This window comes from Gymnodinialimonas phycosphaerae, from assembly GCF_019195455.1.
Taxonomy (GTDB): Bacteria; Pseudomonadota; Alphaproteobacteria; order Rhodobacterales; family Rhodobacteraceae; genus Gymnodinialimonas; species Gymnodinialimonas phycosphaerae.
On record NZ_JAIMBW010000001.1, the window covers coordinates 2812814 to 2832689 of the forward strand.

A 19876-nucleotide genomic window follows, 5' to 3' on the forward strand; every position below is an offset into this window, starting at 1 on the left:
AATGGGTGTTTTCGCAATGCCATCGCTGGGGGCCGACATGGAGGAGGGAACGCTTGTGGAATGGACAGTGGCCAAGGGCGACACCATCGCGCGCGGTGACGTGATTGCGGTGATCGAGACCCAAAAGGGCGCCATAGAGATCGAGTGCTTTGAAGACGGCGTGGTCTCTGAATTTCTTATCGATGTTGGAAAGGCCGTCCCCGTGGGCGCGCCATTGGCCATTATCGGCACTGGGGACGCGCCCGACGTGCCTGACCCCACTCCGCCAGAGGTTCCGGCAAGCCCGCCGCCCTTGCAGCCCCCCACCCCCGCACCGGATGTGCCGGGCGAAAGCCCCGTGGAGCTTCCCGATGAAGAGCCGCTTGAAACGCCAGAGCTTCCCCCCGAGGAAAATCGGTTGTCGCCTCTCGATCCCCCCTCGCCTCCGCCTGCTGAAGATATCCGCGCCTCCCCCGCCGCGCGGACGCGGGCGCGCGAGCTTGGCATTGACTTGCGTGGTATCAGGGGCACCGGGCCAGATGGGGTGATTGTCCTCGCCGATGTGGAGCGGACCCAACCGGCAAGTGATGTGCAACAAGCACTGGCCCCGCCCGAAAAGGATCCCAAAGCCGAAATGCGCAAGGCGATTGCCGCCGCGATGGTCCGGTCAAAGCAGACGATCCCGCATTTCTACCTATCCCAAACGTTCGACATGCAGGCCGCGCAGGACCACCTGGCGCAGCTGAACAAAGACCGCCCCCCCAGTGACCGCTTGCTGCTTGGGGCGCTTTTGGTGCGCGCGACGGCATTGGCGGCCAGGGACTGCCCGACGCTGAACGGTCACTATGTCGACAACACCTTCACCCCCTCGACCGAGATCAATGTGGGACTGGCCATTGCCCTGCGTGGCGGCGGGCTTGTCGCGCCGGCCTTGATGCAGGCGGACACATTGGACCTGGATAAGACGATGGCGGCGATGCGCGATCTTGTCAGCCGCGCGCGAACCGGGCGGCTTCGCGGGCGTGAGATGACGGCAGGCACGATCACCCTCTCCAGCCTTGGCGACAACGGGGCAGAGGCGATGTCGGGCGTGATCTTTCCACCGCAAGTGGCCCTTGTAGGCCTTGGGTCCCCGAAAACGCGCCCCTGGATCATCGAAGGCACGGTGCAGCCACGATCCGTTGTTCAAATGACGCTTTCGGTTGACCACCGGGCAAATGACGGACGGCAGGCATCCCGTTTCATCGCCGCGTTCGAGAGCCATCTGCAAACCCCGGAGGAGCTATGACCCCCACTGAGATCCGCGCCGCCTTTCTTGAAGAACTTGTCAGCGTCGCCCCTGACATCGACCCTGATTCCGTCGCCGATGATGATCATCTACAAGATGATCTGGAGTTGGACTCGATGGATTTCCTGACCCTCGTGACGGCGATCCATACCCGCCTTGGCGTCGACATCGCAGAGGCCGACTACCCAAGGATCGCCACCTTGGGGGACGCGGTTCCCTTCCTGACCGAACGGATGGGTTAGGCGGGTCCCGCGCCTCGCAGCCGCGCCAGCGCCTCCGCAATCAAGGCTTGGGCTGCGTCATCGGACCCGGCCACCGCGCATGCGCTGAACAAGGTGCCGCTGGACGCTCGGGGCGGGGCGGTCAGCATCATTCCGGGCTCGCCCGGCGCGGGCAAGAGGCCCTCAAGACGGCCCAAAACCTCGGCCGTTGTCAAATGGACATCTGGCAGGTTTGCCTGTGTGATTACCAAGCCATCCGGAACGGTGCCCCACCGGCTGCGCAAGGCCGTCAGCGGGGTCGACACGCCGCCCCAGCGGCCGTTGCACTCGATCCAGTGGATCACATCCGGCCCCGACCCACGCCGCTGAATGACCGCATCAAGACTGCATCGCCCGAAATAGCCGATGTCTTGCAGGATGCCCGCCAGTCGCACGGCCTGATCGGCAAGTGCTGCTTGCGTGGATTCTGGCAAGGATGACCGCGTCGCACCCACGAACCTCCCCTCCACCCCCACCACGGATTGTTCGAACAAACCGTCGCAAACCGGAGGCCCGTCCGAGATATCGGGGATCCAGAGTTGAGCAGAGGGGCTGCACACCACGTCGGCGTCCCAGACCCCCACAAGCACCGGATACGTGTCCGCCCATCCGCAGCCGCGAAGGCGGTCGAGAAGAAAGCCACGCACATCACTGAGCGACCGGCCCTCGATATCCGCGCGGCGCAGGCCGATGTTGCCTGCCGATCCGGCGCTGTCGGGAACCTTCACAACAAGCCGCTCAGCCGTCCTGGAGATCTGCGCCACAAGCGCCGCCGTTGCGGCAGGCCCGTAAGAGAAAAACGTCGGCGGCGTGGCAGCAGGCCCGACGACCCGGTGAACAAGATCCGCAAACCAAAGCTTGTCATTTGCTCTCTGGGCAAGGCGAGGTGACGGGCCGCACACGTGGATCGGGGTCTGCGCGACCTCGCCAATCTGTTGCGCCAAGCGCCAGATGTGTCCCGTCGTGATGTACGCCTTCAGCGTCAGGCCACCATGCATGATGGCCATTCGGACCAGACGATCGATCACCCATGGCGTCATTCGCGCGAGGTGGGCGATGGAGGTCTGCCGCGACCGCCCGATCTCAAGGAATGTCACGTCGGCCATGCCCGGTTGCGAGGTCAGATAATCCTCAAAGTCATGGTCACGCTGGCGCACGACGACGATATCGCCCCCATGGGCCAGAAGGCTCATTCGGTATTCCAACCCACCGCCGGAGGTTGCGTTGAAAAGGCTGATCTCGGACGCATCCCCGATAATGACGGCAGGCCCAGAGCCACAGCCCTGGGTCACGAAAGGGCCGAAATCGAGTGAACTGACAAGCGCGGGCTCGTCGGCGCGCAGGGCCTCTGCGATGGCGCGAAGCTTGTGCAAGGCCCTTGCCCCCCTCTGGTTGCCGCGAAAAAGGGCCGGGTCAGATCTCGACCATGCCGACCACGTAGTTCTCTCCGTAGACGTTCGCGCACCGTGGGCACGTCGTGTAATACATGAAGACCCGGCCTGGCGTCTTGCCGTGGGCGCGGGCCGCGACCTCCATCTCATGTCCCCAATCCGCGGCCTTGGCGTAGGAGCCCTCGAAAACACGGGTCAGGAAATCTCCGGAAAGTGTTGTCATTTCCTCGCCCGCCACGTCCTTGGTGACAGCGAAGTAATGCTCGGCCTCCCAAGGGCCAAGTTCGCGGCTTAGCACCAGAACCTCTTCGTCTTTCATTGCATTCGCATCCTCGATACGGCCTAGCACACGGCCAAAGACGCGGCCCATGTTCAAGGGCACATGCATCGCGCTTTTCGTTGTCGCGCGGACAAAGGGCTTATCCCTGAAATGAAGGATGCGGTCGTCCCACCCCACGGGATTGAACTTCGCACAACATCCGGTCTCGTTGACGCTTGCGTCGTATTTCGGAACAGCATTGATTTTCATCACGCACCTCGCAGGCTGGGGTGCCTTGAGTGTGGAGCAACCCCGCACGCTCAGATTGATGTGCCTCAATACCCGAATCTACGACGCCTCGTCTGATCCGCGCGCCAAGGCGTACTGCGTCAGAAGGGGGCCGATCAGCTCGAAAACGATGGTGGTGGCGATCGTGATCGCGATGATCTGTGCGCTGTGTTCTGGAAACCTGTCCGCCGTCACAAGCGCCATGCCGATAGCCACACCCGCCTGTGGGGCCATCGCCAGCCCCGTCAGCAGCCCTTCGCGCCCGTCCAGGCCCGACAGGCACGCGCCCAGCCACCCGCCGATCAGCCGCGCCAGAAGGCGGGCCACGACGTAGACCACGCCGATCCAGCCGAACCCCGCCAGCAGGTCGAAATCCAGAAGCGCCCCGGCCATGATGAAGAACAACAGGACGAACGGCCATTCGATCCGCTCGATCTCGTGAAACGGGTAGCGGTGGTGCTTGGCCAGGTTGACCACGATCGCCCCGGCGGCCATGCCCGCCAGAAGGTACGACACCTCAAGGTACAACGCAGAGCCCGCGCAGATCAGAACAATGCCAAGGGCTTCCAGAAGCGACGGCTCACCCCGTTTCAGGCGTCCTGTCAGATAGGCTGCCGGCAGGCCAATGGCCGCCCCCAGCAACAAGCCGCCGCCCGCCTCCCACAGGCCGTGGCGAATGGCGTCGGCGCCCCCTTCCCCGCCCGCCGCGAAGCCCGCGAGTGTCAGCAGCAGGCTGAACGCCAGAAGCCCCCAGGCGTCGTCAATCGCCACGATGCCCAGCAAATTGGTCGCGAAGCGCCCCTTGCGACCAGATTGCCGAACGACATCGCGCGTGGCCGCCGGTGCGGTCGCCGCCGATATCCCGGCCAACGCAAGGGCGACGACCACAGGCGTTCCGATCAGGATCAGCGTCGCCCCCACCAGCAGTGCCGACACAGCGACCACGCTTAGCGAGATCGCCAGGATCTCTCGCCCGTGGGCCGCAAGGGCGCTGCGTTCCAAAGAGCCGCCAAGCAGGAAGGCGACCATCGTCAGGGCCATCGCCGCAAAGGACTCGTCGCCGTTGGTCAGGATGTCCGGCAGCACGTCCAGGCCAGGCGGGCCAAGGCCCCCCCCCAGAAGGATCAGCAGCGTGACGCGCGGCACATGCACGATCCGGCCGAGGGTATCCAGCGCCAGCGCTGCCAGAAACAGCACGCCGACCGTGATCATCAGGGGGGCAGGGTCCATTCCGGGCGCGGCTTACGGACGTGTCAAAGCGGATGTATCCACGTCAACCGCCGTGCCCAGATCCGCAAGCGCATCAAAGAGGAGTTGTAGCGCATAATGGGGATTGTGTACGAACGCGCCGCCATCTTGCAGCACGTATTGGTAGTTATACGCGGCACGCAGCAGGCGGGGTGTCCAGGTCTGGTAACGGTTGGGGTAGGCCGCCTCACCCTCGGTAACGGCGCCGTCACCATCGGTGTCGGTGAAATAGTAGGGATAGGCACCCGGTGCGTAGATGATCGGCGTGCCTGCAACCTCGGCGGCATAAAGCGCGATGGCCTCGCCCAATTGCGCGTGCAGCGTTGCGATCGGGTCAGCGATGCCCTCGGCGGCATTCCCGTCGCCATCGTAATCTGTCGTGGAGGTGCGGATATCGGTGAAGCTTTCCGCCCCCTCATGGCAACTTGTGCAGGACGTCAGTTCGACCTGTAGGGAGTGGGGCGAATGGCAGGAACTACACGTATTGAGCTCCGGGAAATGGGTGAAGGGCCCGGCATAAGTCTGACCGGCGTATTCATACCCGCCATGGGCGGCACTGCCCTGCGTCGTGGCACCGGCCATGGAGTAATGCGAATTCACGAACCCCAGATCAGCCGAGACGGTATCAGCGGCCAGATCGCCGATCGCAGCTTCCACGGTGCCGGTCGAAGCGCGCCCCTGATGACAGACCGAACAGACGGCCGATCCCGGATCCAACGCGATGTGCTCGCCTGACGGGAACGGCACCGACGCAAGCCCCACGGCCGCCGCACTATGGCACGACGCGCAGCCCACGACCGAGCCAAGCGGCACGGGATGATCGATCACTCCGACCGTTTCCATCGGGCTTTCCAGGTAATCCAGCAGACCGATGGAGGAATGGCACACGGCACAGGCGCCGGTGATTTCTCCGTCCTCATTCCAATGGGTGAACGCCTCGGACGTCCGATCCGCGTGGGGCGACGCCAGCCAGGCCTCAGTGATATCGGTGAGTGATGGCGCGTCGTCCTGCGCGAAGGTCGCGCTGGCAGGCAACAGAACAAACGTCATGGCAAGGGCGGCAAGGGAGCGAAACATCATCTGAGGACCTTTATGGCGAAAAGCGAAAGGAGCGGGCGTGATCTTGGTCCTTTTTGCCATGGATTGCCGAAGCGTCATTTGATCGAAATCAATGGCAGGCGCTAGTTTCCAGCTACAGTGCAGCCACAGCATTCTTCTTCTGGGGACAGCTATCGGGCAAAATGACATTCTATGATCCGACACCCGACATAACTGTGCCCGTGGCCCTTCTGGGCGATGACTACCCCGGCTTGCGCATCAGGTTGGATGTCGCACAAGGCGATGACGTCGCCGCAGGGCAACCGCTTTTTCACGATGCGAAACGATCCGCCATTGCCTATGTCTCGCCGATTCAAGGGCGCGTCGCCGAGGTTCGCTACGGCCCAAGGCGGATGCTGGCGGCCATGGTGCTTGACCCGGTCGAGACGGGCCCCGCAGCACCATCGGATCGGCTGACCGATGACAGTGCGCTACGCGCCTACCTATTGGCGCGCGGCGCGTGGCCCGCGTTCATCGCGCGCCCCTTCGGCGGGCCACCTGATCCGGATGCGCAACCCGACGCGATCATCGTGTCAGCCCTGTCATCCAGCCCAATAGGGTTTGCCCCGCGTGAGGTTCTGGTGGGCAGGGAAGCTGAGTTCGCCCGCGGCCTCAACGCGCTGACCCTTCTTACCGACGGCCCGGTCCATCTGTGCGTCGAGCACGGTACGATCATCTCGAACCCCGACCTCACGCTCATCCGCGTTCACAGCCATCGCGCCACGAAATCGTGGCGAACGGCCAGTGGCCAGACCGCCTTGGTGCACCCCACCGGCTCGAATGGGCAAGTGTGGACGATCGGTCTTCAGGATGTCTTGGCAATTGGCCACCTGCTTGAGACGGGTCTTTATGATCCGATCAGGACCATTACCGTCCCGCAACCAGGCACCCGCAGGGCCGTGACGCAGCGTGTAGCACTGGGGGCAAAGATACGGCCACTGCTTCAAGATGCCCTGAAATCTGGTCCGAATGAGCAGGTGATTTCGGGGACCGAGCAACATGGACGTCGCGGGGCCTACCTTGGACGCTACCATGACGTGGTCGGAACGACCCGCGTGAAAAAGCAGCCCACGTGGTCCGTGCCGCTCCCGCTGGTCGCGTTTGCCGGTTTGAACAGCGTCCTTCCCGCCCGCGTGCCCGCCGTGCCGTTGATGCGCGCGCTCAGCATTGGCGATACGCAAACTTGCCTGAAGCTGGGATGTCTGGAGTTGCTGGAGGAAGACGTCGCCCCTTTGTCGGCCCTGTGCACAAGCGGCACAGACTACGGACAACGCTTGCGAAACGTGCTGGATCAGCTTCACAAGGACGCCGCATGATCGCCCTCTCGCGCACGATCCCCCTTCACGGAGCCGATGGTTCCGTGCTGATCCAGACCCTCGCACTGATCCCTCCCGTCGCGGTGGCCGCCTGGGGTGGCGGTATGCCTTTTCTGGGAACACTGGCGGTCGCGATGGTCGTTGTCCTGGCATGGGACTACATCTTTGCAACGCTTCGGCAGCGCGCCGTAAAGCCCTACGGCATCACGACGGCTGCGATCTTCGTCCTGTTTGTCCCGCCCGAGATGCCGCTTTGGCATCTGATCGTGGTGCTTTCTCTTGGCGCGGTCATCGCAGAGCATGTCTTCGGCGGTCGCGGCTTTGCGTTCCTGTCGCCTGCCACCGCCGCCCTGGCCCTTGGTCTTCTATCGCTTCCCAACCTGGCCCTGATGACGCCCTCACCCGCCATCGCGTGGGCCTGCCTTCCCGGCGCGGTCTTGCTGCTGCTATTCGGCATGCTGAGCGTGCCGATCGCGCTCGTGTTTCTGACGACCCTTGTCATTGCCTTCGGGATCACCACACCGCCCGAAGCCGTGGGCTTGCTTGCGGCCTGTTCGGTCGCCCTGCTGTTTCTGGTAGGCGATCCCCTGTCCGCCGCCGTGACCGGGATGGGGCGGGTTCTTTACGGCGCGCTTGCAGGTGTGTTGGCCTGGGTCTTCAGCGGGTTCGGCGGCGGTGTCCCCTCTGCTGATGCGCTGGTCTTCGCGGCGCTTCTGGCCAGCCTATTCGCGCCGTTGCTCGACACCATGGCGGTCGCGGTCAACGGCTTCTGGCGGAGGCGTCGATATGGCTGAACCCTCGCCCCCCTTCTGGCGCTTTCTGGCGCGGGACAATGAAGACCCCGTCAAGATCTTCGGCGTCGCTTTCCTTGTGGCGCTTGTGTGTGCCGCCGTCGTGTCCACCGCGGCCATCATGCTGGAACCCCGCCAATCCGCACATCTGGAGGCCGAACGCGCGGCGCGCATGGCCGCGATGCTGGAGACACTGCCGGGCATGGCCGAGGTTCTGGCTGAAAGCGGCGCGGACAGCCTGACGACCTATCTGGTGGACCTGTCCAGCGGCGAAATCGCCGTCGGGCAAGATGCTGACACCTATGATGTCGACGCCGCCGCCGCTGATCCCGCCACCGCGATCACTATTCCGGCAGAGCTGGACGTGGCAGGCCTGCGCCAGCGCGCGCCCCTCGCCCCGGTCTACGTGCTGGAGCGCGACGGACGGGTGGAATTGATCGTGCTCCCGGTCTCTGGCACCGGTTATCAATCCCGGATCGAGGCGCTTCTGGCGCTGGAGGCGGACCTGAGCACCGTTGCCGCGCTGACGATCACCGCGCAGGCCGAGACCGCGGGGCTTGGTGCGCGGATCGAGAATCCGGAATGGCAGGCGCTTTGGCCCGGTCGCGAAGTGGCCAATGACAGCGGCGAGATCGTGATCGCGGTCGTGCGCGGGCAAGCCAGCGGCCCCCACGAGGTGGACGGCATTTCAGGCGCCACACGCACCGGCAACGGCATCACCAACATGCTGCGCTATTGGTTGGGGGATCACGGCTTTGGCCCGTTCCTCGACAATCTGCGCGACGGGGGGCTTTGAAATGCGCAAAGCCCTGACCCGCATCATCGGCCCCCTGATCGACCAAAACCCGATCACGCGCCAGATCCTTGGCGTTTGTTCCGCCCTGGCCGTGACCACATCGCTCGACACGGCGCTGGTGATGTCGGCGGCGCTGACGACGGTCCTGTGTCTGTCGTCGGGCATCATCAGCCTTCTGCGCCACCACATCCCCCACGTCATCCGCCTGATCGTACAGATCACCATCATCGCCTCACTGGTCATCGTCATCGACGAATTCATGCGCGCCTACGTGTTTGAGCTCAGCCGCACGCTCTCGGTTTTCGTGGGCCTTATCGTCACCAACTGCCTCGTCCTTGGCCGGGCCGAGGCCTTTGCGATGCGCAACCCGGTCGGGCCTTCGGTGCTGGACGCCCTGGGCAACGGGCTTGGTTACAGCCTGATCCTGATCGTTGTGGGCAGCATTCGTGAGCTTCTGGGCGAAGGCAGCCTTCTGGGTCTGGTGATCCTGCCCTCCGTCGAGGATGGCGGCTGGTTCCAGCCCCTTGGCCTGATGCAACTGGCCCCGGCCGCCTTCTTCATCATCGGCTTGCTGGTCTGGGCCGTCCGCAGCCTGCGCAGGGATCAAATCGAGCCCGCGCAATACAGCCTGTCGCAAACGAGGTCGCGCGGATGATCGAGATTCTTGTCGCTTCCATCTTCCAGGAAAACCTGGCGCTGGCCTACTTCCTTGGCATCTGCACCTTCCTTGCCGTGTCCGAACGGGTGGATACCGCCGTGGGCCTTGGGCTGGCGATCATCGTGGTGCAGACGATCACGGTGCCGGTCAATGCGCTGATCCTGAATGGCGTGCTGATCGAGGGCGCATGGCGGTGGGCGGGCCTGCCAGAGGTGGACCTGACTTACCTGCGCCTAGTGGCCTTCATCGGCGTGATCGCCGCCATCGTCCAAGTGCTGGAAATGACGCTGGATCGCTTCTTCCCGCGCCTCTATGTGGCCTTGGGCAGCTTCCTGCCCCTGATTACCGTGAACTGCGCCGTCCTGGGAGCGAGCCTCTTCATGGCCGAGCGGCGCTATACCGTGCCAGAGGCCGCGATTTACGGCTTGGGCAGCGGCATCGGATGGGCGCTTGCCATCATCGCCTTCGCCGCCATCCGCGAACGCCTGCGCTACAGTGACATGCCCGCAGGCGTGCGGGGATTGGCCAGCGCGTTTCTGGTGACCGGTCTTATGTCGCTTGGTTTCGCCGCCTTCGCTCGGGTGGCGCTATGACCGGTCTGATCCTTGGCATCGTCGTTCTGATCCTCATCACACTTGCGCTGACCGGGTTTGTCATGCTCGCCCGTCGCGTGATGATGCCGCAGCACCCGGCGATCATCACCGTGAACGACACCAACCGCATAACATCACAAACCGGGCGCAAGCTTTTGTCGGCACTCAATGACAATGGCGTGCTGGTTCCTTCCGCCTGCGCGGGCGCGGGCACCTGCGGGCAGTGTAAGGTACAAATCGTGGGCGACGCGCCGCCCCCCCTGCCGGTGGAAGCCGCGCGGCTGTCGCCTGCAGAGGTGCGCGCAGGCATGCACCTTGCCTGCCAGGTGACCCTTCGCGGAGATACATCGGTTCATGTTCCCGATGATCTGTTGGGCGCCGAAGCCTTCGAGGCCCGCGTCGCATCCGTGACCGTGTTGACGCCCCTGATCCGTGAGATCGTGCTGGATCTGCCGCCGGGCACGGCCGAGCACCTTTTTGCGGGGGCCTTCATCCAGATCACCGCGCCGCCATTTTCGCTCGGCTATGATCATTTGAACGTGCCAGAACGCTTTGAAGACACATGGGAGCCGCTGCGCGCCTTGAGGGTTCAAACCTCCGAGCCGACGACCCGCGCCTATTCCATCGCCAATCGGCCCGAGGATACGCAGGCCGGACGCGTCGTCCTGAACATACGCCTTGCTCTGCCCCCGCCCCGCGTGGCGGGCGCTCCGCCGGGGATTGTGTCGTCGTGGCTATTTTCCGTGGAGCCCGGCGATGCCCTCTCGGTCGCGGGACCCTTCGGGACCTTCAGGGTGCAAGACACGGATCGCGAGTTGGTCTTCCTGGGCGGCGGCGTCGGCATGGCGCCGCTGCGCGCGATGATCTTCGAAGTGATCGCGCGGCAGAAAAGCCCCCGCAAGGCCAGCTTCTGGTACGGCGCGCGCAGTCGCGATGACCTTTTCTATGTTGATGAGTTGGACACCCTCGCCGCCGCCCATGAGAATTTCAGCTGGACCGTCGCCCTTTCCGACCCCGATCCAGACGGCACCTGGACCGGCCCGACCGGCTTTGTGCACACCGTCGTTTGGGAACAATACCTGCGCGATCATCCCAACCCACAGGACTGCGAGTTCTACCTTTGCGGCCCGCCGATGATGATGGCAGCGGTCCTCAAGATGCTGGACGATCTGGGTGTCGAACCTGCGCAAATCTTCAATGACGATTTCGGAGTGTAGGACATGAAACTGACGCGACGCGGCACTATTCTTGGCGGCATGGCGCTGGCGTTAGCTCCGGGCATGTCCGGCGCGCAAAGCGGTATCCTTGGGGGCATCGCGTTTGGCAGCACCTGGCGGTTGGTTTGCGAAACCTCGAACCCGGCGGCGGCTGTGTCCCTCATCGAAAACCGCATCGCGGCGATTGATGGTGCCATGTCGCCTTACCGCGCCAGCTCAACCCTATCGCAGTTCAACCGTGCCGAGGTTGACCACCCCGTGAACCTTCCTGCACCGATGGCGCGCGTGGTCGACGCCGCTTTGCGGGTATCGCGCGACACGGGCGGGGCTTTCGACCCGACCGCCGGGCCGCTTGTTTCACGCTTCGGCTATGGCCCGATCACCGGGCAACCGGGCAGGGTCGCGGATCTTGACCTGCGCGGCACATCCTTGCGCAAGGCCGCATCCAGGCTGACACTTGATCTCTGCGGGATCGCGAAGGGCTTTGCGCTGGATTGCCTGTTCGAGGATCTGATTGCCGAAGGCATGGCCGACTTTTTTCTGGAGCTTGGGGGGGAGGTCCGCGCGGCGGGCACGCATCCCTCGGGACGGCCATGGCACGTCGCCATCGAGGATCCCCTGGCGCCGCATTTCACGGCCCATACGATCGTGGCCCCCGGCCAGCTTGCGCTTGCCACATCCGGGCACGGACCAAACGGTTTGCGGGGCGCGATCGAGGTCAGCCATGTGATTGATCCGCGCAGCGCACGTCCGGCCACGGGGGACGTGGCCTCTGTCAGCGTCCTTGCGGCGACAGGGATGCAGGCGGACGCCATGGCCACCGCCCTGCTTGCCATGGGCAACAATGGTCCGGGCTTCGCCCGACAAAACGACATCTCGGCGCTTTTCATACCGGGCCCCTTCGGCACCGAAAGCCCCCTCACGACCGGCCAATTCAGTGACCACATTATTGCCTGAAGCAACCCAACCGGAGGCCCTGCCATGACCCTCTTTCTCTTCAGCCTCGGCGTCATCGCCCTTTCAGGTCTTGGCCTTGCCATCGGCGTTCTGGCAGGCCGAGGTCCGATCAAGGGATCCTGCGGGGGCATTTCCTGCGGCGTGCCGGGGGGCTGTGCGGCGTGTCCCTCCAGAAAGGATATGACCAAATGACCACGCTCAGCCTTGTATCAGACCATATGGCGCGCCACCTCGTGACGCTGTCGCCGGATCAGGAAATCAACAATGCGATGCATGTCCTGCTCAAACACGGTGTGTCCGGCGCGCCCGTCGTGGACGGCGAGGCGCGGCTTGTTGGTATCCTGACAGAGAAGGATTGCCTGCGGGCCGCACTGGAGGCGAGCTACTATCGCGACTGGGGCAAGCCTGTTTCGGCGTACATGCAACGCGATGTTGCGACGATCGAGCCCGACATCGACATCCTGGCCGCCTGTCAGACGCTTCTTGACGGACCCTATCGCCGGTTTCCGGTGGTCGATGACGGCCGTCTTGTGGGGCTGATCAGCCGCACCGATGTCTTGCGCGCTTTGGCGGACACCTGGGGCATGTCTGGCTGACACGGCCCGGCCCCGCCGATTGATCCTTATCAACAGTATGCCGCCTCTGATCTGGTTTTCTGACGCCAGAGTCTTACCCCGTTGCCATGGAGGCCCGCATCATGTCCCTTTCACGTTGCCTCAAGGTTCTGATCGCCGTTATCGCGCTGGCCACCCCGGCCCTGTCCCAAACCGAGCCGGTCGAGATCGGCGGAGACGTCTTCGTCTCGGGGACAACAATCACTCAGCCTGTCCTAGCCGAGCGGGACCTCATCGCCATGGGTGCGAATGTTTCGATGTCCAGCGATGTGGCCGAGGATGTTCATGCCCTCGGGTTCGATGTCGAAATCGACGGAGCCGTCGGCGGTGATGTGACGGCGGCCGGGGCCTCTGTCAGTGTGGACGGGCCGGTTGCGGGCGATGTCACCGCCTCTGCCATGACACTCCGTTCCGGCCCGCAGGCCGAGATCGGCGGAAACGCGCGATTTGCGGGTGCCAGCGTTACCATCAACGGCCCCATTCGCGGCGCGCTCGTGGCCGCCGGCGGAGAGATCATATTGAACGCGACCGTCGCGGGCGATGTTGTGCTGACCAGCCCGGACATTACCTTCGGCCCAAACGCCGTGATCGAGGGGCGTCTGACGTACCTTAGCGACGACCGCATGGAGGTGCCCGAACGCGTCATCAGCGCCGACCGGGTGACGTTCGAGATGGCCTCTGACAGCGAGATGTGGCGGGAGGTCCGCGAAGACTGGCAGGAATGGGACAGCCCGGTCGCCTTGACGCCCTGGGCCGTCATCGGTGGTTTTTTGGTCAACCTCGGCCTGTTCATTGTCATCGGTGCGGTATTCCTGACCCTGACCCCCGGCACCATCCGCCGCCTGCGCCGCCGCGCGGATGCGCGCCCTGGCATGGTCATGCTGACCGGCACTATCGGACTGTCGATCCTGTTTGGCAGTATCCCCGTGGGGGGTCTGAGCGTTGTAGGCCTGCCCCTGGTCCCGATCGTGCTGCTGCTGATCCTTGCCGTCTGGGTCCTGGGCTACATCCTTGGCGCTTACGTGGTCGCCATGCGGATCATGCGCGGCCTTGGCTCTGCCGAATCCCCCAGCATCGCGATGCGCCTTGTGGCGCTGGCGATGGGCGTGACCTTTGCCGCCCTACTGAACTTCATTCCGGTCGTTGGATGGATGGCGAACTTCGCGCTGGTCCTTCTGGGTGCCGGCGCGATCACGACGGCGCTTTTCGACAGCTTTCTGTCAGGACTTGAGCCCGAACGGGATCAGGGCCTCGCCCCCCTCGATACGTCCGACACCTGAGACCTCACATCGGAAAGGAGCCTCCCATGAGCGCCCAAGGCCTTGAAGTCATCGACCATACCGTTCAGCTGACCCACGAATGGATCAACGAATTGCGCGAACGGCTGGACTGGACAAGCAGTCGCGATGCCCTGCGACTGATGCGAGCCACGCTGACCCAGATCCGCGACCACATCAGCCACGAGGAACTGGCGCAATTGTCGGCGCAGATGCCGCTGTTGGTGCGGGGCATGTTCTTTGAGGGATGGTCACCGATCCATACCCCGACCAAGGATCGCAGCGCCGAGGCCTTCCTGGCCGCGATCACCGATCAGGTATCACAGGCGCAGGAATGGCGCGGTCCAGAGGACATCACAGCCGTCTTCAAGATGCTGAACGCACGCATCTCGGAAGGGGAAATCGCGGACGTGAAGGCCAATTTGCCCACAGACATCCGCGCATTATGGCCTGACTGACCAAGCGACCCGTCATTGCCGCGTTTATTCAGGCTCCGCCCGCGCACGAAGGCCCTCGAGATCCCGCACAACGGCTTTTTGCGCTGTCTCAAGCGTGATCAGACCGGCCTTTCTGAACTGGGTGAAGGTCCTGCACACCGTCTCGGTTGTCAGCCCCAGGAAATCGGCGATGTCCACGCGCCGCATGGGGATGTCGACGTGGATGCCGTCTGTTGCGGGCTCTCCGATCCGTTCTGCAAGCGTCAGCACGAAGGAAGCAATTTTCTCGGCTGCCGATTTCGACGACAGCATCATGAAATGGTCTTGCATGGCACAGATTTCGTGCAGGGCCGCGCGGGTCAGTCGACGGTGCAGCTCCGGGTTGGGGTTGCATCGGTCCAGCGCCGATCTGCGATGGGCCAGAACGACACAATCGGTGATCGCGTCGCAATCGGTGTGGTGCAGATTCCCTTCTGGAAAGCCCACGACATCGCCGGGCAGCGCAAAAGCGACAATCTGGCGGCGTCCGTTCTCCATCACGCGCGCAAGGCGCAGCATGCCGCGTTCCACTTCGTAGACGTTCTCGGCCTCGTCCCCCTCATGGAACAAATGCCGTCCTGCGTGCAGCGGGTGATAAAAACGTTGGTCAGATACCTCCCCCGCGTCGGACGAGAATTGATCGATCTCAATTTGTGGTTCGACCGTTGTAGCTAGTTTCAAGTACATGGCAGCCCCCTGTCAGTTGTCGAATCTACCATTGCGAACGCACGTCGCAGGGGTTTGCTGGTTTTGTATCAAATTGTATCCATGGGCGAATTTGCGCAGACGAAGGCGTCTTGCCTTCTCTTTGTCGAACGCAACGCCTAGAACAGAATAGCTCGAGTGGATCATCCTGATGCAAGACAGACATATTCTGATCGTTGAAGACGACCCCAAGATAAGATCCCTGTTGCGTGCTTGCTTCGAGGGTGAAGGCGCAACTGTGGCCGAGGCGACCGACTTGAAGGCCGCAACCCAGGCATTCGCCGAACAAATGCCCGATCTGGTCACGCTGGACATTGGTCTGGACGGGGACAACGGACTGGACATCGCCCGCGAGCTGCGGCGCACCCATGACACGCCGATTATCATGGTCACGGGCAAGGCCGATGTCATCGACCGCATCGTCGGGCTGGAGCTGGGGGCGGACGATTACATCACCAAACCATTTCACGTGCGCGAGATGTTGGCACGCGCAAACGCGGTGCTTCGGCGGTATGAGGGTCATACGACCGACCGGGCACCTGTCGAGGGTCCGCCATTGGCCGACACCGACACCCTACTGCTTGATGGGCTACGAATTGACCTTGGCCGCATGGATGTGCGCGATCGCAACGGTGACATCTGCGGACTGACCACCGGAGACTTCAAACTGCTGCGCGCCTTTGTGGAGCATGCCGGGCGTCCCCTGTCACGCGACCGTTTGATGGATTTGATCGATGGCCCAGAATGGGTTCCGCTGGACCGAACCATCGACAACCAGGTCGCGCGTCTGCGCAAGAAGATCGAGCGCGACGCCAGGCATCCGCAATTGATCAAGACGGTACGCGGCATCGGCTACATGCTGACCCAGGCCGCGCAATCCGACGATCAACGGTCGTCCAGCACCGCGTGAACCGCGCGTTCAAGCTCGGCCTGCCGATAGGGCTTGCGCAACATCCTGAACTCTTCCCCTGCCCAGCGATCCCGCAAAACCGACTCTGAAAAACCGGACGTCAGAAGGACCGCGATTTCAGGCCGTTCCTTTGCGATGCGTTTGGCCAGATCGTATCCGGACATCTTGCCCGGCATCACCATGTCCGAGAAGACCAGCACCACGTCGTCCCTTTCGGCTAGAATGTCCCAAGCGACATCGGCTGTTTCTGCGGTCAGGCATCGATACCCAAGATCCGTCAGACGGGTTTTGGACAGGCGGCGCAGTTTCTCATCATCCTCGACGATCAAGACGACGCCGCCTCCGGTGGCAGCCAATGGGTCTGGACGGGCCGCGCGAGGCGCATCCGGGGTATGCTGATCCGCAGCGAGCGCCGGGAAATACAACGAGATCGTCGTGCCTTCCCCCGGTTCGGAGTAGATTGTCAGGTGCCCCCCCGATTGCTTCACAAAACCATACACCATCGGCAATCCCAGTCCGGTGCCATACCCAACCGCCTTTGTGGTGAAGAACGGCTCCAGCGCGTGGGCGCGCTCATCAGGGGTCATGCCCTTTCCGGTGTCGCTTACAGACAGGCGCACGTAGCGTCCGGTGACAACGCCCAATTCCTGCGCGACGTAAGTATCGTCAATCTCAACATTCTGGGCATCCAGTGCGATGGTCCCGCCGCTCGTCATCGCGTCTTGTGAATTCATGACAAGGTTCAGGATCGCCGTTTGAAGTTGCGTGGCATCCGCCGCCATTGACCAGAGGTCGGGGCTGGCCGAGGTCGTGATCTCGCAATGGCTTCCGATCGTATGCCGCAAGAGCCCCATGGATTGATCCAGTTGCTTTCCGAGGTCCAGGACCGTCGGCTCCAGTTCCGAATTACGGGCGAAAACTGTCAATCGTGATGTCAGGTCTGCCCCCAGTTCCGCCGCCGACAACGCATCCGACAACAGGCGGCGTTGACGATCGGGAAGATCCGCGCTCTCCAAAAGCTCCAGATTGCCGATGATGACCGTCAGCAGGTTATTGAAGTCATGGGCGATGCCGCCCGTCATCCGCCCAATCGCATCCATGCGTTGCGACCGTTCAGTCGCCTGTTCCATCGCCCGAAAATCCGAGCAGTCGTGCATGATCGAGACGAAGACCACGCCATTTTCGGTTTCACCACTTCCCAGCGACAGGAGAAGCGGAAAGGTCGACCCATCCGCCCGTTTGCCGACAAGCCTGCGGGATTTCCCCAAAACAGACTGCTGCCCCGTGGCCATATGGTGATTCATGAAATCACCGTGTTTTTCGGCCAGATCGTTGGGCATCAAAAGCGCCACGTCTTTGCCGACCAGATCCTCGGGCGCGTGTTGGAACAAAATGCCTGCCGCGTCGTTGGCCTGCAGGAGCTTGCCCTTCGCGTCAGAGATGACGATGGCATCAACCGCCGCATCCATCACGATGCCGAACAAGGTCGGGTCGTCAAACTCTGCCATCGTGCCCTCCAAATCGCCCTTTGTCTTGGCCAACTTGGCAGCAAGACGAGGTGAAAGGCCAGACACATCAGACCCGCGATGCGATTTGGCGGGACACACTGAGGAAACCCGTGACATCGCTTAACGTCACGACCCCCCTTAGCGTCTTCCCATCCACGACCAGGAATTTGCGCCTGCCGGTTTGTGTCATCCGCTCCAGCAATGCCTGTGCGGGCATGTCCGACGATACTGCGCAATCCGGCGAGACACTCTCCATCACATCGTCGACGATCGTTGTGGCCCAATGCTCTCGGTCCATCCGTCGGACAAGGTGGACATCCACATAGCCAAGCAGCACGCCGTCTTCCGTGACCGGCGCGAAGCTGATGCCATGGGCCAGGAAAACGTCGTTCACGACCTCGTCCAGCGTTTGATCCGGGCGCGCGACGATTGCGCGCTGTGTCATCAAATCCGCCACGTGGCGCCCGGTGAAGAACTGCTGCATTTCGACCTGCTGGTAAGACGCCCGCCCCAGCGCCAGAAGGAACAGACCCACAAGAATGGGCCAAAGCCCCGCCGCGGGACCCGCGTTGAACATCGTCAGCGCGCCAAGGCCGATAAGCCCCCATGCAAAGACCGCCGACGCGGCCGCCGCGCGCCGTGTGGCCGATACCAGATCGCCAGAGCGCCGCCAGAGCATCGCGCGAAACACGCGTCCCCCATCAAGCGGAAAGGCCGGCACCATGTTGAACAGAGCGAGGATCAGGTTGATTGTCGCAAGGTAGCCAAGGACCGTTATGACGATGGGTCCCAATCCGACGACCCGTGCCACGACCATGCTGGACCAGAACAGACCCGCAAGCACAAGGCTGGCAATCGGCCCGACGATGGCGACCTGCAATTCCACGTTCGGCTCAGAAGGCTCGGCTTTCATTTCCGCAACGCCGCCAAACAGGAACAGCGTGATCCCGGTGATCTGCAACCCGTGATGTCGCGCCATGAACGAATGGGCCAATTCGTGCAGGACCAGGGACGTGAACAACCCCAGGGTCGCGATGATCGCTGCGATCAGCAGGGCAGGCTCACTGGCGTCTGGCAAAGCGTCGGGCAAGTAGCCGCTGGACAGGCTCCAGACGATCAACACCGCAATCAGCAGCCAACTGGCGTCGACCTTGATATCGAAGCCGCCCAGTTCGGTCACCTTGATGGATCGCCCCCACATGATGCTTATTGCTCAATGCGCCATGAATACAGGCGTCTCGGTTTGAATGATCATGTGATGCGTCGTACCACCGAAGACCAGCTCACGCAGGCGCGACTTTCCGTAGGCTCCCATCACCACCAGATCTGCTCCGATCTCGGCCGCGCGCCGCTGGATTGCGGCGCCGATGATCTCTCCCCCGCTTGGGTATTGGTTGACTGTCACCTTGCACCCATGGTGGCTCAGCCACTTGGCAAGGTCAGAGCCGGGGTTCTCTCCGTCTTCATACTCTTGCGCGACGGGATCGAAGCTGCCCACGATCACCTCATCCGCTTGCTTCAACAACGGCAAGGCGGCGTGGATCGCGCGCGCTGCCGGCAATTCCGTATCCCACGCGACAAAGATGCGCTTGGGGTTCGCAATCGGTGTCGCGTTCAACATCAAACCGACCGGCGCATCGAACAGCACCCCGTATAGGGCGGGCCGGAACAGGCCGTCTTCAGCGACGCGCAGGCTTTTCGACGCGATGGCCACGTCACAAACCAACGCCCGACGCGCAACGACAACGCGCACGTCCGGTTGACTGCTCAGCACGAACTGCACCTCGGCCGAGACGCCCTCGTATTGAAGAAGTGCCTCAAGGGCATCCTGGCGCACCTTCAGGCGATCTCGGGCGCTGTTCACCTCTTCCACCCAATGGTCCGAGATCTCGTAGCCACCATAAGGGAAGGCGCCGTGGGCGTTCATGGGTTGCGTCGGTATCCGAGACAACAGGAAACACACCAGATGTGCGTTCTCGCTTACGGCATATTCCGCCATCTGATGCACTTCGGCGTCGGCCGTATCCTCGGTCATCAGGAAAAGCAGGGTTCGATTTTTCATGGTCGGATCTCCGTTGGCGAGGCAAGCGCAAATAGGTCGCTGCGCTATGTCCAAAGGATGCCGCAATTACGGAGGGGGCGCGCTGATCTGGGTCAATTCGCGTGATCGTCACGGAGATCGACACAACAAGCCGTCGGGTATTGGATGGAATACCTGTGAGAGAACTTTGGCTCCCTCCGCTGGAT

General features: G+C 62.7%; 22 protein-coding genes. 14 read left to right on the forward strand and 8 right to left on the reverse strand.

Annotated features, from left to right (window positions below):
• Position 1 precedes the first annotated feature (1 nt).
• Positions 2-1267 (forward strand): dihydrolipoamide acetyltransferase family protein, encoded by a 1266-nt coding sequence (locus KUL25_RS13950; RefSeq protein ID WP_257893492.1) that lies wholly within the window; start codon positions 2-4, stop codon positions 1265-1267.
• Positions 1264-1509, forward strand: a complete 246-nt coding sequence (locus KUL25_RS13955; protein WP_257893493.1) for an acyl carrier protein — start codon at positions 1264-1266, stop codon at positions 1507-1509. The genes KUL25_RS13950 and KUL25_RS13955 overlap by 4 nt, the downstream gene beginning before the upstream one ends.
• On the opposite strand, the gene KUL25_RS13960 is transcribed toward KUL25_RS13955, so the two are convergent.
• The 4 genes from KUL25_RS13960 to KUL25_RS13975 form a co-directional block, all read right to left on the reverse strand.
• Complete coding sequence (locus tag KUL25_RS13960; protein WP_257893494.1) at positions 1506-2900, reverse strand: preATP grasp domain-containing protein; 1395 nt, start codon at positions 2898-2900, stop codon at positions 1506-1508. The two genes, KUL25_RS13955 and KUL25_RS13960, sit on opposite strands and share 4 nt — an antisense overlap.
• A gap of 40 nt (positions 2901-2940) precedes the next feature.
• Entirely contained in the window at positions 2941-3447 is a 507-nt protein-coding gene (locus KUL25_RS13965) for a hydrolase (protein ID WP_257893495.1), read from the reverse strand.
• A gap of 78 nt (positions 3448-3525) precedes the next feature.
• Positions 3526-4695 (reverse strand): cation:proton antiporter, encoded by a 1170-nt coding sequence (locus KUL25_RS13970; protein WP_257893496.1) that lies wholly within the window; start codon positions 4693-4695, stop codon positions 3526-3528.
• A 12-nt stretch (positions 4696-4707) separates the two neighbouring features.
• On the reverse strand, positions 4708-5763 hold the full coding sequence (locus KUL25_RS13975) for a cytochrome c3 family protein (protein ID WP_257893497.1): 1056 nt from the start codon (positions 5761-5763) through the stop codon (positions 4708-4710).
• Positions 5764-5954: 191 nt separating this feature from the next.
• Here KUL25_RS13975 and KUL25_RS13980 point away from each other — a divergent pair, with 191 nt between their 5' ends.
• From KUL25_RS13980 to KUL25_RS14030, 11 genes are all read left to right on the forward strand, one after another.
• The gene (locus tag KUL25_RS13980) at positions 5955-7127 is read left to right on the forward strand and encodes a hypothetical protein (protein ID WP_257893498.1); all 1173 of its coding nucleotides are present in this window, start codon (positions 5955-5957) and stop codon (positions 7125-7127) included.
• Positions 7124-7921, forward strand: coding sequence for an RnfABCDGE type electron transport complex subunit D (locus KUL25_RS13985; protein ID WP_257893499.1), 798 nt, complete (start codon positions 7124-7126; stop codon positions 7919-7921). The genes KUL25_RS13980 and KUL25_RS13985 overlap by 4 nt, the downstream gene beginning before the upstream one ends.
• The gene (nqrC, locus tag KUL25_RS13990; protein ID WP_257893500.1) at positions 7914-8714 is read left to right on the forward strand and encodes an NADH:ubiquinone reductase (Na(+)-transporting) subunit C; all 801 of its coding nucleotides are present in this window, start codon (positions 7914-7916) and stop codon (positions 8712-8714) included. Before KUL25_RS13985 ends, nqrC begins: the two co-directional genes overlap by 8 nt.
• Before the next feature lies 1 nt (position 8715).
• Entirely contained in the window at positions 8716-9369 is a 654-nt protein-coding gene (locus tag KUL25_RS13995) for an NADH:ubiquinone reductase (Na(+)-transporting) subunit D (RefSeq protein ID WP_257893501.1), read from the forward strand.
• On the forward strand, positions 9366-9965 hold the full coding sequence (gene nqrE, locus KUL25_RS14000; RefSeq protein ID WP_257893502.1) for an NADH:ubiquinone reductase (Na(+)-transporting) subunit E: 600 nt from the start codon (positions 9366-9368) through the stop codon (positions 9963-9965). The genes KUL25_RS13995 and nqrE overlap by 4 nt, the downstream gene beginning before the upstream one ends.
• Positions 9962-11182 (forward strand): NADH:ubiquinone reductase (Na(+)-transporting) subunit F, encoded by a 1221-nt coding sequence (gene nqrF, locus KUL25_RS14005; RefSeq protein ID WP_257893503.1) that lies wholly within the window; start codon positions 9962-9964, stop codon positions 11180-11182. Before nqrE ends, nqrF begins: the two co-directional genes overlap by 4 nt.
• Positions 11183-11185: 3 nt before the next feature.
• The gene (locus KUL25_RS14010; protein WP_257893504.1) at positions 11186-12139 is read left to right on the forward strand and encodes an FAD:protein FMN transferase; all 954 of its coding nucleotides are present in this window, start codon (positions 11186-11188) and stop codon (positions 12137-12139) included.
• Between the two features lie 24 nt (positions 12140-12163).
• Complete coding sequence (locus tag KUL25_RS14015) at positions 12164-12331, forward strand: hypothetical protein (protein WP_257893505.1); 168 nt, start codon at positions 12164-12166, stop codon at positions 12329-12331.
• On the forward strand, positions 12328-12735 hold the full coding sequence (locus KUL25_RS14020) for a CBS domain-containing protein (RefSeq protein WP_257893506.1): 408 nt from the start codon (positions 12328-12330) through the stop codon (positions 12733-12735). Before KUL25_RS14015 ends, KUL25_RS14020 begins: the two co-directional genes overlap by 4 nt.
• Positions 12736-12836: 101 nt before the next feature.
• Positions 12837-14033 (forward strand): bactofilin family protein, encoded by a 1197-nt coding sequence (locus KUL25_RS14025; RefSeq protein ID WP_257893507.1) that lies wholly within the window; start codon positions 12837-12839, stop codon positions 14031-14033.
• A 26-nt stretch (positions 14034-14059) separates the two neighbouring features.
• The gene (locus tag KUL25_RS14030; RefSeq protein ID WP_257893508.1) at positions 14060-14488 is read left to right on the forward strand and encodes a DUF2267 domain-containing protein; all 429 of its coding nucleotides are present in this window, start codon (positions 14060-14062) and stop codon (positions 14486-14488) included.
• 24 nt (positions 14489-14512) lie between these two features.
• On the opposite strand, the gene KUL25_RS14035 is transcribed toward KUL25_RS14030, so the two are convergent.
• Positions 14513-15193, reverse strand: coding sequence for a helix-turn-helix domain-containing protein (locus KUL25_RS14035; protein WP_257893509.1), 681 nt, complete (start codon positions 15191-15193; stop codon positions 14513-14515).
• Between the two features lie 169 nt (positions 15194-15362).
• Here KUL25_RS14035 and KUL25_RS14040 point away from each other — a divergent pair, with 169 nt between their 5' ends.
• On the forward strand, positions 15363-16121 hold the full coding sequence (locus KUL25_RS14040) for a response regulator (protein ID WP_257893510.1): 759 nt from the start codon (positions 15363-15365) through the stop codon (positions 16119-16121).
• Here KUL25_RS14040 and KUL25_RS14045 read toward each other — a convergent pair.
• From KUL25_RS14045 to KUL25_RS14055, 3 genes are all read right to left on the reverse strand, one after another.
• Positions 16097-17629, reverse strand: a complete 1533-nt coding sequence (locus KUL25_RS14045; protein WP_257893511.1) for an ATP-binding protein — start codon at positions 17627-17629, stop codon at positions 16097-16099. The genes KUL25_RS14040 and KUL25_RS14045 overlap by 25 nt on opposite strands.
• A 67-nt stretch (positions 17630-17696) precedes the next feature.
• Complete coding sequence (locus KUL25_RS14050; RefSeq protein WP_257893512.1) at positions 17697-18830, reverse strand: site-2 protease family protein; 1134 nt, start codon at positions 18828-18830, stop codon at positions 17697-17699.
• A gap of 12 nt (positions 18831-18842) precedes the next feature.
• Positions 18843-19691 (reverse strand): universal stress protein, encoded by an 849-nt coding sequence (locus tag KUL25_RS14055; protein WP_257893513.1) that lies wholly within the window; start codon positions 19689-19691, stop codon positions 18843-18845.
• Between the last annotated feature and the right edge of the window lie 185 nt (positions 19692-19876).